This window comes from Proteus sp. G2675, from assembly GCF_963886535.1.
Lineage (GTDB): Bacteria > Pseudomonadota > Gammaproteobacteria > Enterobacterales > Enterobacteriaceae > Proteus > Proteus mirabilis.
In genome coordinates this window covers 150,455-165,452 of record NZ_CAWPCB010000038.1, presented here as the reverse complement: position 1 = coordinate 165,452, position 14,998 = coordinate 150,455, and the positions used below count along the sequence as shown (strand labels likewise).

The window sequence follows — 14,998 nt, the reverse complement described above, 5'->3', positions numbered from 1 at the left end:
TTATTGACTGTTTGCTTAACACTTTGCGCGCTGTTATCGATACTTTTGTGTTATTCGGCATAAATAGAAAAAGCGCTCACCCTACACAATTGTGACTGATGACAAAAATTTTGCGTTAATTTACCGTTTATACAATAAGGCTGATACAGTATAACAAACAGTACAGTAGGAGGTTTTATGTTTGATTTAACGGGTAAAATTGCTTTAGTTTCCGGCGGAGCAAAAGGTATTGGTAAAGGCATTGTTAGCGCATTAAAAAACAGCGGTGCACAGGTTATTATTGCTGATATTGATGATGTAGCAGGTAATGCAACCAAACAAGCACTTGGTGTTGATTTTATGCACCTTGATGTCACCTCTCAAGCAGCCTGTGAACAAGTAGTCAATGATATTGTTAAACAGTATGGCAAACTCGATATTCTTTGCTCTAATACCGGTATTTTCCCCCAAGCGACAATTAAAGAGATGAGCGAAGCTGATTGGGATAAAATGCATACCGTCAATTTAAAAGGAATGTTTTTCTTAGTAAAAGCAGCTCTTGCGGTAATGGAAAAGCAACAATATGGCCGTGTGATCATCACCTCTTCTATTACAGGCGCCATTACTGGCTATCCGGGCTGGAGCCATTATGGAGCAAGCAAAGCAGGTCAGTTAGGCTTTATGCGCAGTGCTGCATTAGAATATGCACGCCACGGTATTACCATTAATGCCGTTATGCCCGGCAATATTTTAACCGAAGGCTTACAAGCCCAAGGAGAGACCTATCTTAATCAAATGAAGGCCTCTATCCCAACCCATACCTTAGGGGAGCCTGAAGATATCGGCTATGCCGCCGCATTTTTTGCCTCTAATGAAGCAAAATATATTACCGGTCAAACCATTATTGTCGATGGCGGACAGATTTTACCTGAATCTCCAGAGGCGTTGTTGTAATATATTTAAGGGTAGAATAATAACCTACCCTTATTTTTAATTATATAAATTTTTGAGTTATAACGGCTTAATTGAATTATTGCGTTTTTTAATAAAAAACAGGCTTAGTATCATGAAAATACTTCATTTAATTAATTTACAAGGGTTTGGTGGTGCTGAACGTTTGTTTATTGAATATTTAAAAAATAGCTCATTTCAAAATGAGGTTTTGTGCACCAGTAACTCTTTAAATAAAAACCTGATCCCTGAGCTTAAGCATTTCGATATAAAATACGCTAATAAAATCGCTTCTACTAAAATAAAGTACCCTGCTTTTTTAAGAAAACATGTCTTAACAAAAAAAATAGAAGCAAGTAAAGCCGATGTCACTCTAGTATGGGATTTCGTCCCTAGATTATCTAGAAAGCCCAAGAATACTAGCTTGGTCTACTATGATCATGGCTGTTCTTGGCGCTATCCTCTTAACAAAAAAACATTAAGCTTTTTTAGTATGCTCAATAATGCTATCGCGATATCTACAGCATCTAAACGTGTTATGGAGTTAAGATTCAATACGACATATACGCCTAAAAAAGTCATTAATCGTCTACCACTAAAGTCTAGTAACATAGCTAAAAAACTGCACAATAATCAAATTACGCTAGGAACAGCCTCTCGCTTAGTAGGACTGAAGGGGATCGGAATTAGTATTCTCTGTTTATCAGAATTAATAAAATTAAATATAAAGGCAAAGTTAATTATTGCTGGTGATGGTGAACAAAGGACAGAATTAGAACAATTAGCAAGACAAAATAATGTACAAAACCATATCAGCTTTATTGGCTATCAATCAGATATGGATAAATTTTATTCAGATATCGATATTTATTTAAGTACACCAGTAACAGAGCCTTTTGGTTTATCTTGCATTGAAGCTTTAGCTCAAGGTATCCCTGTTATCTATCCTAATATTGACGGACAACCCGAAGCAATAAAAGATAAGTATTGCGGTCTAGGTATTGCTCCCAAATTATCTATTGATGAATATCATAAATTAACAAATTTAGATATCAACTTCCCCTATAAAGTTTATGATCCTATCTCAGATACATTAATTTTACCCAAATTAATATCTCCCCAAAACTGTGCTACGGCTATAATAGAAATAATGAATAATTATACTAACTTTAGCCAGAATGCGATTGAATGGTCAAAAGAAACGACAGATTACAATCTATTTATTAAAGAATTTGAAAGTACGATAAGAGATAGTCAAATATAGCTAAAATATAAAGAATAGAATAAAGGATAATAATATCCTTTATTCATATCAACTCAACTTTAATGCAGATAATAAACGATTTTCAAAGTTTTCATCATTAAATTTAGTAATAGCATTTTTTATTTCATTATGCGTAGGCAATAAACGCCCATCAATAATACTTTGTAAGTGATTAGCTAAACTAGCTACATCCTTTACTGGGTACAGTAATCCATTCGATTCAGGCGTTATAATATCTTCAGGACCGGTTGGGCAATTAGAGCTAATACAAAAAATACCATAAGAAGAAGCTTCACATAACACCATGGGAAACCCTTCAGATATTGATGTCAATACTAATGTAGACGTATATTTTATATTCCTCTTAATATATGACCAAACATCTTTTTGCCAACCATGCCAGTTGATCTTAGTGGCTATTTTTAATTCTAGTGCTAAGCTTTTTAAAAAATCGGTATCTTCTCCATCCCCAACAATATCAAGCGTCCAATCGCCATTCAATTTGGAAAGCGCATAAAATAATTCATTAACATTTTTAGGAGCATACGCAACCAATCTTCCAACATATAGAAATCTTATCTTATCATTTCTTGGTATAATTATATTATTTTCTGTTATGGGATTATAAATAGTAAATATATTCTCTCTATCTATCCCCATATCAAGCATATACCGAGTTATACCCGAACTAATCGATAAATGATAATCAGCCTTATGTAAATAAATTGATTTATATAAATTATTTAATGAAAAATGTATCCATGAGTAAATATAAACTTTACTTCTAACAATTTTTCTTGCTAAATTAGCAATATAGCAACACACCGTATCATAAGAAATAATAATGTCTGGCTTTTCTTGTTTAAGAATTCTTGCTAACTGAACTGCATAGCTCATCCTTCTTAACTTAGTATTTTTTATCTTAGAAGATAGCCTTCTATATTTACAATCAACTAACCAATCATCATTAACTTTATTATCCCCTTCATTAAAAAAGATAAACTCCGAGTGGATAGCATGCGATGCCAATATATTTATAGATTTTTTAAAAACGGTTTCCATACCGCCAAATCCACCTAAATTATAACCAATAATTAATACTTTTTTCATTATAGAAATAAACCATACTTAAAAATATTTGTTGATTATATTAGAACTCTATAGAGATTACTATTTCAACGCGTTATATGTATTGAAGGGCAAAAAAAAGCCCCTCTCCAGAGGGGCTGCAAAAGACAGGGATGGTGTCTATGGCAAGGAAAAAACTTCGTTGTTGCTACTTACTCTCTAACTAGGTACTGCTTTACTACACTCTTACTACATTACTAAAGGACTTTACTTAATCACTAATTAGCTTTCTCTTGAGTTTGCTGGTTTTGCTGGCTAACAGAAGAGACACGCTGTTGATAATTCTTTTCTAGCTGCGCTTTTTGCTCAGGGGTTAATAGCTGATACATTTGATTATGAACTTTCGCCATTTCAACTCGGCGCTCTATTGCTTGTTTGTCCATATCTTGTATTTGCGCTCTTACCGCTGCTTCATCAAACTTATCCGCGGTAATTAGCTTATGCATATTTTCGTGACGCTGACGAAAATCACTGTTATTAAAACGATCTTGATGATGCTGGCGCATTAAATCGCGCATTTGAGTACGTTGTTGCTCTGTTAATGTAATACCATTAAACATACGCGACTCACCGAAATTATTGTTACCCATCATATGGCCACGTTGTCCACGATGACCTCGGTTATCACGTCCATCATGCATACCGTAACCGTATCCACAATGGTAATTATCATTATACTGTTGTTGCCCAGCAGGCTGATTATTTGTATTTGATGTTTCAGCCATTACTACCGTCGGAGCTACTAAAAACATTGATGCTAGTGCAACCATTGCTACTTTACGCATTGTCCCACTCCTCATTCGGTTATAATACCGACTTATTAATGCTGACCTAAATATGTGTAATTGTTCTCGATGTGGATTACTATACCTTTACGGCTGCAAACTAGCGTCAGAGCGTGTAAAAGAACGTAAAGTCATAGATTCGCGCTATTTATTATCGTATTTTTCTCTTGGAGGAATTGACGAATGCATAAAATCTTATTAGTGGATGACGATCGCGAATTAACCTCGCTATTGAAAGAACTACTTGAAATGGAAGGCTTTAATGTTGTGCTCGCCACTGACGGCGAACAGGCCTTAAAACTTCTGGACGCGTCTATTGACTTGTTATTACTGGATATCATGATGCCACGTAAGAACGGGATCGAGACACTTAAAGAGTTACGCCAAAATTTCCAAACACCTGTCATTATGTTAACGGCAAGAGGTAGCGATCTTGATCGTGTACTTGGCCTAGAGCTGGGAGCAGATGACTATTTACCTAAGCCATTTAACGATAGAGAGCTAGTTGCACGCATTAGGGCTATTTTACGTCGTTCCAACTGGAGTGAACAGAAACAGACCGATGGCAACACCTCACCCATATTGCAAGTTGATAAGTTACAACTTAATCCGGGTAGACAAGAGGCCAGCTTTGATAATGAACCATTAGAGCTAACAGGTACTGAGTTTACGTTACTTTATCTACTTGCTCAGCATTTAGGACAAGTGGTATCGCGCGAGCATCTCAGCCAAGAAGTGTTAGGTAAACGCTTAACACCTTTTGATAGAGCGATTGATATGCATATTTCCAACTTACGTCGTAAGTTACCGGAAAGAACAGACGGGCAGCCTTGGTTTAAAACATTACGTGGCCGTGGTTATCTTATGGTTTCAATAACTTAATAAAAAATCTTTATGATAAACAGTTTGTCAGCGCGTATATTCGCCATATTCTGGCTGACACTAGCATTAGTTCTGGTGCTAGTTATGATGGTACCCAAGCTGGACTCGCGCCAGCTTACCACTTTACTTGAAAGTGAATACCGTCAAGGTGTTATGCTAGAGCAACATATAGAAGCCGAACTAGCGCAAGATCCGGCTAACGATCTGCTATGGTGGCGGCGATTAATCCGCGCCATTGATAAATGGGCGCCACCTGGTCAACGTCTTATTATTGTCACCAGTGAAGGTCGTATTATTGGTGCTCAACGTAATGAAATACAAGTTGTCAGAAACTTTATGGGACAATCTGATAACGCAGACCATCCGAAAAAGAAAAAATACGGTCGCTCTGAGATGTTAGGTCCCTTTTCCATTAGAGATGGTGAAGATCACTACCAACTTTACTTAGTGCGCCCATCAAGTAGCCCACAATCTGACTTTATCAATTTATTATTTGATAAACCGCTTTTATTACTGATATTCACCATGCTTATCAGTACACCGCTACTGGTTTGGCTCTCTTGGAGCTTGGCAAAACCGGCCCGAAAACTCAAAAATGCGGCGGATGATGTGGCAAAAGGTAATCTGCGCCCTCACCCTGAGCTGGAAACCGGCCCACAAGAATTTTTAGCGGCAGGCACCAGTTTTAATCAGATGATCAGCGCATTAGAGCGTATGGTTGAAGCGCAACAACGATTGATTTCTGATATCTCCCATGAATTGCGCACCCCATTAACTCGTTTACAGCTTGCCAGTGCATTACTACGCCGTCGTAGCGGTGAAAGTAAAGAGCTAGAGCGTATTGAAACAGAAACACAGCGGCTAGATGGCATGATCAATGACTTATTAGTGCTTTCCCGCAACCAGTATAAAAATGAGTTATTACGTGAAACCGTAAAAGCGAATGAGCTTTGGAACGATATTTTAGATAATGCGAAATTTGAGGCAGAACAAAGCAATAAAACCCTAACAGTAACCGCCCCACCAGGCCCATGGACAATTTATTGCAATCCTTATTCATTAGCGAGTGCCTTTGAAAATATCGTTCGCAATGCCTTGCGTTATTCACATTCTCGTATTGAAGTAGCCTTTACCGAACAAAATCAGGGTATTACTATTATTGTTGATGATGATGGCCCAGGGGTTAGCCCAGAAGATCGCGAGCATATTTTCCGACCTTTTTATCGTACGGACGAAGCACGTGATAGAGAATCCGGCGGTACAGGGCTGGGACTGGCAATTGTTGAAACCGCGATTAGTCAACATCGAGGCCATGTAAAAGCCGATGATAGCCCATTAGGGGGATTAAGAGTGGAGATTTGGTTGCCGAGAGGGAGTGTGGTAAATAAATCACAACACGCTTAATTCAGTAATAAAATTACTATATTAAATTATTATGCCATCTATTGAAGAATAGGTGGCATATTCTTTTCATTCCCATCTTTATAGATATTTCAGAATGATCTTGCTAATTCAGTCGATATTACGATATTTATATATACCTAATCAATGTTAGAATACCCATCAATTACTTGACCCGCGGGTTTGAAGAGTCTAATCTCAGAGCGGTTTTACGTACTGTTAAAGTATACTTATATAATAAAACTCTTATATTACAGATAGATAAGGGTTTTAAAAGAAAATTTTGGCGCTCTGGGGGCCGTAAACCCAGTGCGGTAGCTTTGTACGTATGATAAGTATGATAATTATCATAATATAGATATAAAACCTTATACTCTATTCGAATGTATATTATATTTTATGAGTTGCTAAAAACTAGATAATGAAAATAATTTTATTTGGAAAAAACGGGCAAGTCGGTTGGGAATTACAGCGTTCTCTAGCACCATTAGGAACTGTTATTGCTTTAGATTCTAAATCAACAGAATATAAAGCTGATTTTTTATTTCCTGCAGAACTAGAGAAAACTATTTTATCTATTAAACCAGATATTATCGTCAATGCAGCAGCCTATACAAATGTAGATCATGCTGAAACTGATCGTATTAACGCATTTAAAGTAAATTTTGAAAGTGTTGAAGTAATTGCAAAAACAGCTGAAAAAATTGGGGCTTTATTAATACATTATTCAACAGACTATGTATTTGATGGTACTAATGATACTCCTTGGTTAGAAACAGATGTTCCAGCACCTTTAAATATTTACGGAAAAAGCAAACTAGCGGGCGAACAAGCTATTATTAATAGCTGTAAAAAATATCTAATTTTTAGAACTAGCTGGGTATATGCAAGTAGAGGTAATAACTTTGCAAAGACCATGCTAAGATTAGGAAAGAAACATGATTCACTATCAGTGATTAATGACCAGCATGGGGCCCCCACAAGTGCTGAATTATTAGCAGATTGTACTGCTCATGCAATAAAAAGTGTATTAGATAATGTATCGCTTTATGGGTTATACCATTTAACAGCAAAAGGAACAACAACATGGTTTGAATATGCATCATTACTATTTGAATATGCAAAAGAATATTCTTTACCATTATCAGTTAAAAACTTAACTCCAATCCCTGCAGAAGAATATCCTTTACCCGCAGCTAGACCACATAATTCACGTTTAAATATACAAAAGTTCGAAAAAAACTTTAAACTAGAATTACCTCACTGGAAATTTGGCATATACAGAATGTTAAATGAAATTTTAGATAACAAATAATTATCAATATATAGTTTAAAAATGAAAAAATATAAAGGTATTATTCTTGCTGGTGGTTCAGGAACTCGGCTTTATCCGGTAACAATGGCTGTAAGTAAACAATTGTTGCCAATTTATGATAAACCAATGATTTATTATCCTCTTAGTACCCTGATGCTCGCAGGAATAAGAGATATATTAATTATTAGCACCCCTCAAGATACACCAAGATTTCAACAACTATTAGGAAATGGTAGCCAATGGGGTATTCATCTTCAATATAAAGTCCAACCTACCCCTGACGGCTTAGCACAAGCATTTATTATTGGTGAAGATTTTATTGGCTCAGATAATTGTGCTCTAATTTTAGGTGATAATATTTTTTATGGCCATGATTTACCTAAACAATTAGAACAAGCGATACAAAGAGAACAAGGTGCTACAGTATTCGCCTATCATGTTAATGATCCTGAAAGATATGGTGTTATTGAATTTGATAAAAATAAGATTGCTATTTCATTAGAAGAAAAACCATTACACCCTAAAAGTAATTATGCTGTTACTGGTTTATACTTCTATGATAACAGTGTTATTGATATTGCAAAAAACTTAAAACCTTCAGCTCGTGGTGAGTTAGAAATCACTGATTTAAATAAAGTATATTTAAAACAAAATAATCTCTCAGTTGCTATGATGGGACGTGGATATGCTTGGCTAGATACAGGAACACATAAAAGCCTTATTGAAGCGAGTAATTTCATTCAAACTTTAGAAGAAAGACAAGGATTAAAAGTTTCTTGTCCAGAAGAAATTGCTTATAGAAAAGGTTTTATTAATAAAGAGCAAGTAGAAGTACTTGCTAAGCCTCTATCTAAAAATGGTTATGGTAAATATTTATTAAAAATAATTCAGGACGATTAATTATGAATGTTACTCAAACAGAAATACCTGATGTATTAATTTTGGAACCTAAAGTATTTGGTGATCACAGAGGTTTTTTTTATGAAAGTTTTAATAAAAAAATATTTGAAAAAGCAATTAACCATCCTGTAAACTTTGTTCAAGATAATCATTCCAAATCAAATAAAAATATATTAAGAGGTCTACATTATCAAACTCAAAATACTCAAGGTAAATTAGTACGGGTTATATCAGGTGAAGTTTTTGATGTTGCTGTAGACATTAGAGAAAACTCTCCAACATTTGGTAAATATGTAGGAGTATATCTTTCCGCAGAGAATAAAAAGCAGCTTTGGATACCTGAAGGCTTTGCACATGGCTTTTTTGTTATAAGTGAAGAAGCCGAATTTGTTTATAAATGTACAGATTATTATAATCCTACAGCAGAATTATCTATAGCCTGGAATGATCCTGATTTATCTATTAACTGGCCAATTGATGTAGATACCCCAATTATATTATCAATGAAAGATAAAAATGCACTATCTTTTAACCAATTAAAGAGTCAAAATATACTATAATTTATTCTATTCTCTTTCATACTTATAATCTCTAAATTTATTATTAAATTATATTTAGTGATTATCGAATAGAACATTTTAGCAAGAATTAAGAAATTTAAACAATGTATAATGAAGTTAATAATGTAAAAGAAAAAGTTGCATTTAATACTTGTATAATGTATATAAAAATGGCCTTGTTAATTGGTATTTCTTTATATACAGTACGAATACTTTTAAATAATTTAGGTATATATAACTATGGAATATTTACACTAAGTGCTGGCCTAATAACTGTATTTTCATTTTTAAATTCAGCAATGTCTATATCAACCCAACGCTATTTATCTTATTTCCAAGGATCAAAAAATATTAAGATGCAAAATAGTGTTTTTTATTCGAGTATGATCTTACATATTATTGTTGCAACTATATCAATATTAGTACTACTCATCATAATGCCATTTTTATTTAATGGTTTTTTAAATATAGATAGTAAATTTATATCCGTAGCTCGTATACTATATATTTATATGCTCATCTCTTTATTTTTTACAATAGTTTCCGTTCCATTTGTAGCAACTTTATTTTCTCGAGAAAACATTTTACTTGACTCTATAATTCTTATCGTACAAGCTATAATGAAACTTATAGCAGCTCATTTAATTATTTATTATCCTGACTCAGAAAAACTTTCTCTTTATGGTCTCTCTTTAGCAGTAATTAGTGGTATAGTATTTTTATTTTATTTTATATATTGTTGTAAATATTATAAAGAATGCAGGATAAATAAAAATAGCAATTGCAATGGTTTGCTAAAAGAAATGGCTTTTTTCGCAGGATGGAATTTATACACTAATTTATGCTACGTTTTAAATACTCAAGGATTAAATATTGTTTTAAATGTTTTTTTAGGTACAACAATTAATGCTGCATATGGAATTGCATCTCAAATAAATGGTCAAATAAGAGAGTTATCTTTATCTTTATTAAGAGCTTTAAATCCTCAAATAATGAAAAGTGAGGGTATGGAGAAGAGAGAAAGAACGATTAGACTATCAATACTCGCCAGTAAATTTGGTTTTTTCCTTGTCTCCATAGTAGGTGTACCTGCTATATTCACGATGTCAGAAATATTAAAATTCTGGCTTAACATCGTCCCTAGTTATACTGCTAATATCTGTATATATCTTCTAATTGCTAGCATATTAAATCAATTAACTGTAGGTGTAACATCTGCAATACAAGCTATTGGAAATATAAAAAAATTCCAATTAGTTATCGGTTCTATTGCACTCTTAACACTACCTTTCAGCTATTTATTATTAAAATTAGGTTACTCATTTTATAGTGTTTTAACATTAATCGTAGTGATAGAAGTAATTACAAGCTTTATAAAAATATATTTCTTTTCTAAAATTTCTAATGTTAGTATTCTAAATTATTTTAATAATTGTCTTGTCTATTCACTAATGCCATTAATAATAGCTACTATTTTCTTATACTTATTAAATATTTTAATTATTATTAATTATAATTGGGTTATATATTTTATATTAATGTTTTTACTTTATCCGCCATTATTTTATCTAATCGGCTTTAATAAAAATGAGAAATCTAATTTTAAATCCTTATTGACTAGAATCAAATTTAAACGTTAAGAAAAATATCATGCTTTCAAAAAAAAAACAGCTTCCTCTTGTTTCTATAATTGTCCCAGTATATAACGTTGAAAAGTATCTCACACAGTGTATAGAATCAATTATAAACCAAGACTATAAGAATATTGAAATAATTCTAATAGATGATGGTTCTCCGGATCAATCGGGACAAATAGTGGATAGATTTGCACTGATTGATCCTAGAATAAAGGCATTACATATTAATAATGGTGGTGTTAGCGCTGCAAGAAATCTTGGTTTATCTATTGCAAACGGCAAATATATCGTTTTTGTTGATGCCGATGATTATCTAAGTATTGACTATGTTTCTTATATGTTAAATATTAGTTTTGAAACAGATTGTGACTTTGTAATATCAAAAAATTGCTTTAAAGTTCCAGGTAATTCTCAACAAATAAAAAATGATGATATTAATATTTTATCTCCTGTTGAAGCTGCATCTTTATTACTTTATCCAGGTAAGGTAGATGTTGGTTGTTGGAATAAAATGTATAAAAAACAATTTTTATTAGAAAATAAAATTACTTTTCCTGAAAATTTTTATATGGGAGAAGGCCTAAATTTTATTATTAGGGTAGCACAACATTCAAATAATGTTGGTGTTGGTAAAAGAAAGGTATATCATTATCGTAAAGATAATATAACAAGTGCAACAACTTTATTAAGTGTTGATAAATATGTCAATGCATTAAGTGCTATTGATAATATTGAAAATCATTTAATTTATAACTCTAAATCATTAAAAAATGCTCTTAAAATTCATAAATATTTAACTATTTTTGCTACTATTAAAGCTATTTTATTTATGGATGAAATTAATAAATACAAAAAACAATATAAATTTTATCTGCATTTTTTAAGAAAAAATATATTTAATTTATTTATAGCTTCAATACCTCCTAGAACAAAATTAATAATATCACTATACTGTTTTAGCCCATACATAGGTTCAAAGATAACTAAATATATAGCAAAACTTAGAAAGTAATATTCTAATTATTTTACACATAACTTTAGGAAGTATATGAAAAATATAGATATAAGCGTTGGTATATTGACCATGCATCGCGTAATAAATTATGGTTCTTTTTTACAGGCATATGCTACACAAGAAATTATTAAATCTTTAGGTTTTAACTGTGAAATTATAGACTATATGTTTCCCAATAAGTGGCATTACGATAATGGATTACATAATTATAAAAATATTAAGTCAATTATTTCTGATTATATATATAGATTAGGAATGCTCAAAAGTCATAGAAAAAGAAAAGAAATAAATATTGCAATAAATAAATATCTTAATCTTTCTTATAATTATAAGACACCAGATGACATTACCAAAAACCCTCCAATATATGATATATACATAACAGGAAGTGACCAAACTTGGAATACTAAACATACTAGAGGTGATACAACTTTTTTATTATCATTTGCACCAAAAAATGTTAAAAAAATATCTTTTTCCGCGAGCATAGCAGGAAACTGTTTAGATGAAAAATATAAAAAAGACTTTAAAAAATATTTATCACAATATAATAGAATTGCTATTCGTGATTCAAATGGAAATAAAGTAATTAATGAAATAAACAATAGTTATGCTGAAGTAACTTTAGATCCAACATTAGTTTTCAATCGTGACCAATGGAGTCAGTTTGCCAGAAATAAAAAACAAATTTTTATAAAGTCAAATTATATAATATTTTACTTAATTACCCATTCTTTTGATCCTAGGCCTTATATATATGAGTTACTATACTTTTTACAACAAAAAACAGGATTAAAAGTATACTCTTTTACAAAGATCCCTAAAGAATTCAACATCAATTATGAAGATTGTTCAGATTTAAGTGTAGAACATTTTATTCAATTATTTGAAAACTCTTCATATGTAGTAACTTCGTCATTCCATGGAACAGCTTTTGCTACTAATTTTGGAATTCCACTCTATTCAGTTATTGATGACATAAACAATCAAGATGATAGGCAAACATCTTTACTTTCAAAATTAGAAATTAATAATTGCTTAGTTTCTGTAGGAACTAAATTCGAAGAAATAGATCCTACATATGATATAGAAAGAGAACAAAAAAAATTAAATGAGCTAAGAAGTCAGTCAATAAATTTTTTGAAAGAAAACTTAATATTATAATATGTTTTTAACTTTAATCATATATTCAATATTAATTTATATATTGTTGATATTATACTCCCCAAGAAAGTGGTTATGTTATAATGATTGTTTTTTATATTATTTTCTTTTTCTTAGCAACTGGATACCTATTACAGCTTTTCAATATAATAGGAAATGGACCATACGAGAAAATCCTTTTAGCACTCATTGCATTACTATTATTATTAATAGCAAGTTTTAATACCACTAGTAATGATTATAATGCTTATGTACAAATGTTTCAGCAAGCGGCTATATTACCATTTCATTTATATCAAGAAATACATGGTGAATTTATTTTTTTGACTATATCTGGATTTATTTATAAAACATTTAATTCACCCACAAATGTTTTTTTATTTTTTTCAATTATCAGCATATTTATAACATTTAAAATTATATTTAAAGATAGTAAATTAGCCTTTCTCTCTGTATTAATATATTTGTCACATGCTTTTTTAAATAAAGAAATGATTCAAATAAGAGCAGGAATTGCTAGCGCAATAATATTGTTCGCTATTTCTATGCAAGCAAAAGGAGAAAATAAAAAAGCCCTTTTTTTAATTATTATATCTAGTCTATTTCATACTTCAGCACTTGTAGCATTACTACCATATACGATATGCTTAGTATTCAAAAATGAAAAACAAGTTCGTATAGCTTATATTTTATTATTTTTATCTTTTGTTTTTTATTTATCAGGAGGGTTTGAGTTATTAATATCTATACTTCAAACATTAGGCCTTTTATCAGAAAAAGTAACAACCTATTTAGGTTGGAAAGAATATAATTACGACTTAGGGATTTTAAACCCAAATACTATAAAGCAGTTATTGTTATTAGTTATTTCAATTTACTTTTTTAATAAAAGTAAATTTTATACTACTTATTTTTGTTATTTTTATATTGGTATTTGCTGGCTTATTGGTTTTTCTTCTATGGCTATTATTGCAGCAAGAGTCTCTTCTATACTTAATGTATCTGAGTTAATATTAATTCCTACTATTATTATTAATACAAGGAAAAATAGAATATTTTTAGGGATTCTATTTTTAGCTTTATACACCTCAATGTTTATTATTAACATTGAATATAAAACAATTATTAAAAGTCTTGATTTCGGAGTTATTTAGTGATGAATAAAAAATTTAGCCTTATTTTGGCAACATATAATCCTGATCCTAAATTGCTACTTCGTTTGCTCGAAAGTTTATCAAGACAAACTATTAAAAATTTTGAATTGATAATTGTAGAACAAACTATTCCTCCAGTAGCTAAAAATATAATTGAAAACTTTCACCACGATTTTGATATATTATTTTTTACAAGTAAAAAAGGCCTCTCTCGTTCTAGAAATTTAGGAAGCACTTATGCTAATGGACAATTCTTATTATTCCCCGATGATGATTGTTGGTATGATGATGACTTTTTTCATACAATAACTAAATATATTGATACAGAGAAAAATAAAATATTAACATTTAGAGCTGCCAACGATGAAGATATAAATATTGCAAAATTTGATACAACTTCTGGTTTCTGTAATAAATTTAATATTTGGAAGCGAGTTTCATCAATAAGTTTATGTATAGAAAAAACTACATTTGATTCACTTTTAGGTTTTAATGAAAATTTAGGTTTAGGTTCTGGTACATTGACTAGTGCATGTGAAGACATAGAACTACCACTCAGAGCAATATGTAATAAAATTGATGTCAAATATACTCCAACTATTGTTGCTAGGCATGATATCCCAATAAAAAGAGATCCAAAATTAGTTATACATCGAGCAAAAAACCATATGTTTAGTGTCGGTTACTTGTATAAAAAATATGACTATCCAATTAGATTCGTTATCTTTTCGATCTCAAAAAACATAGTCGCATTAGCCTTATACTCTATAAGGCTAAATACTACTATGGTAAAATACCATTATTATACTGCTATTGGTAAGTTCAAAGGCTATCTTGCAAATACTAAATTAAATAAAAATTAA

At 31.4% G+C, this 14,998-nt stretch carries 14 protein-coding genes; 12 read left to right on the top strand and 2 right to left on the bottom strand.

Annotation, left to right across the window (positions count from 1 at the left end):
- Window positions 1-177 precede the first annotated feature (177 nt).
- Window positions 178-933 carry a 3-oxoacyl-ACP reductase FabG gene (gene fabG / locus AACQ49_RS14030; protein ID WP_036895948.1) on the top strand — a complete coding sequence of 252 codons (756 nt, stop codon included), beginning with the start codon at window positions 178-180 and terminating at the stop codon, window positions 931-933.
- A gap of 112 nt (window positions 934-1,045) precedes the next feature.
- Window positions 1,046-2,194 (top strand): glycosyltransferase, encoded by a 1,149-nt coding sequence (locus tag AACQ49_RS14025; protein WP_004249719.1) that lies wholly within the window; start codon window positions 1,046-1,048, stop codon window positions 2,192-2,194.
- Window positions 2,195-2,242: 48 nt separating this feature from the next.
- Here the strand turns inward: AACQ49_RS14025 and AACQ49_RS14020 are convergent, their stop codons facing one another.
- Window positions 2,243-3,304 carry a glycosyltransferase gene (locus AACQ49_RS14020; RefSeq protein ID WP_049194450.1) on the bottom strand — a complete coding sequence of 354 codons (1,062 nt, stop codon included), beginning with the start codon at window positions 3,302-3,304 and terminating at the stop codon, window positions 2,243-2,245.
- 236 nt (window positions 3,305-3,540) lie between these two features.
- Window positions 3,541-4,107 (bottom strand): cell-envelope stress modulator CpxP, encoded by a 567-nt coding sequence (gene cpxP, locus AACQ49_RS14015; protein WP_004249721.1) that lies wholly within the window; start codon window positions 4,105-4,107, stop codon window positions 3,541-3,543.
- Between the two features lie 183 nt (window positions 4,108-4,290).
- Here cpxP and cpxR point away from each other — a divergent pair, with 183 nt between their 5' ends.
- The 10 genes from cpxR (at window position 4,291) to AACQ49_RS13965 (ending at window position 14,998) form a co-directional block, all read left to right on the top strand.
- Entirely contained in the window at window positions 4,291-4,989 is a 699-nt protein-coding gene (cpxR, locus tag AACQ49_RS14010; protein WP_004246432.1) for an envelope stress response regulator transcription factor CpxR, read from the top strand.
- Between the two features lie 12 nt (window positions 4,990-5,001).
- Window positions 5,002-6,393, top strand: coding sequence for an envelope stress sensor histidine kinase CpxA (cpxA, locus tag AACQ49_RS14005; RefSeq protein ID WP_004249722.1), 1,392 nt, complete (start codon window positions 5,002-5,004; stop codon window positions 6,391-6,393).
- A gap of 418 nt (window positions 6,394-6,811) precedes the next feature.
- On the top strand, window positions 6,812-7,705 hold the full coding sequence (gene rfbD / locus AACQ49_RS14000; RefSeq protein ID WP_161779124.1) for a dTDP-4-dehydrorhamnose reductase: 894 nt from the start codon (window positions 6,812-6,814) through the stop codon (window positions 7,703-7,705).
- A gap of 21 nt (window positions 7,706-7,726) precedes the next feature.
- Window positions 7,727-8,605, top strand: a complete 879-nt coding sequence (gene rfbA, locus AACQ49_RS13995; protein ID WP_161779123.1) for a glucose-1-phosphate thymidylyltransferase RfbA — start codon at window positions 7,727-7,729, stop codon at window positions 8,603-8,605.
- A gap of 2 nt (window positions 8,606-8,607) precedes the next feature.
- The gene (gene rfbC, locus AACQ49_RS13990; RefSeq protein ID WP_161779122.1) at window positions 8,608-9,165 is read left to right on the top strand and encodes a dTDP-4-dehydrorhamnose 3,5-epimerase; all 558 of its coding nucleotides are present in this window, start codon (window positions 8,608-8,610) and stop codon (window positions 9,163-9,165) included.
- A gap of 104 nt (window positions 9,166-9,269) precedes the next feature.
- Complete coding sequence (locus tag AACQ49_RS13985) at window positions 9,270-10,805, top strand: MATE family efflux transporter (RefSeq protein ID WP_161779121.1); 1,536 nt, start codon at window positions 9,270-9,272, stop codon at window positions 10,803-10,805.
- Window positions 10,806-10,815: 10 nt separating this feature from the next.
- On the top strand, window positions 10,816-11,814 hold the full coding sequence (locus tag AACQ49_RS13980) for a glycosyltransferase family 2 protein (RefSeq protein WP_161779120.1): 999 nt from the start codon (window positions 10,816-10,818) through the stop codon (window positions 11,812-11,814).
- A 36-nt stretch (window positions 11,815-11,850) separates the two neighbouring features.
- The gene (locus AACQ49_RS13975) at window positions 11,851-12,981 is read left to right on the top strand and encodes a polysaccharide pyruvyl transferase family protein (RefSeq protein ID WP_161779119.1); all 1,131 of its coding nucleotides are present in this window, start codon (window positions 11,851-11,853) and stop codon (window positions 12,979-12,981) included.
- Between the two features lie 83 nt (window positions 12,982-13,064).
- Window positions 13,065-14,135, top strand: a complete 1,071-nt coding sequence (locus tag AACQ49_RS13970) for an EpsG family protein (protein WP_161779118.1) — start codon at window positions 13,065-13,067, stop codon at window positions 14,133-14,135.
- 2 nt (window positions 14,136-14,137) lie between these two features.
- Complete coding sequence (locus AACQ49_RS13965; RefSeq protein WP_161779117.1) at window positions 14,138-14,998, top strand: glycosyltransferase family 2 protein; 861 nt, start codon at window positions 14,138-14,140, stop codon at window positions 14,996-14,998.

Coding starts and splice junctions, on each gene's coding strand:
- AACQ49_RS13970 (WP_161779118.1), top strand. CDS start 13,065: ATGATTGTTTTTTATATTATTTTCTTTTTCTTAGCAACTGGATACCTA.
- AACQ49_RS13975 (WP_161779119.1), top strand. CDS start 11,851: ATGAAAAATATAGATATAAGCGTTGGTATATTGACCATGCATCGCGTA.
- AACQ49_RS14020 (WP_049194450.1), bottom strand. CDS start 3,304: ATGAAAAAAGTATTAATTATTGGTTATAATTTAGGTGGATTTGGCGGT.
- AACQ49_RS13980 (WP_161779120.1), top strand. CDS start 10,816: ATGCTTTCAAAAAAAAAACAGCTTCCTCTTGTTTCTATAATTGTCCCA.
- rfbC (WP_161779122.1), top strand. CDS start 8,608: ATGAATGTTACTCAAACAGAAATACCTGATGTATTAATTTTGGAACCT.
- rfbD (WP_161779124.1), top strand. CDS start 6,812: ATGAAAATAATTTTATTTGGAAAAAACGGGCAAGTCGGTTGGGAATTA.
- AACQ49_RS13965 (WP_161779117.1), top strand. CDS start 14,138: ATGAATAAAAAATTTAGCCTTATTTTGGCAACATATAATCCTGATCCT.
- cpxR (WP_004246432.1), top strand. CDS start 4,291: ATGCATAAAATCTTATTAGTGGATGACGATCGCGAATTAACCTCGCTA.
- cpxA (WP_004249722.1), top strand. CDS start 5,002: ATGATAAACAGTTTGTCAGCGCGTATATTCGCCATATTCTGGCTGACA.
- fabG (WP_036895948.1), top strand. CDS start 178: ATGTTTGATTTAACGGGTAAAATTGCTTTAGTTTCCGGCGGAGCAAAA.
- rfbA (WP_161779123.1), top strand. CDS start 7,727: ATGAAAAAATATAAAGGTATTATTCTTGCTGGTGGTTCAGGAACTCGG.
- cpxP (WP_004249721.1), bottom strand. CDS start 4,107: ATGCGTAAAGTAGCAATGGTTGCACTAGCATCAATGTTTTTAGTAGCT.
- AACQ49_RS13985 (WP_161779121.1), top strand. CDS start 9,270: ATGTATAATGAAGTTAATAATGTAAAAGAAAAAGTTGCATTTAATACT.
- AACQ49_RS14025 (WP_004249719.1), top strand. CDS start 1,046: ATGAAAATACTTCATTTAATTAATTTACAAGGGTTTGGTGGTGCTGAA.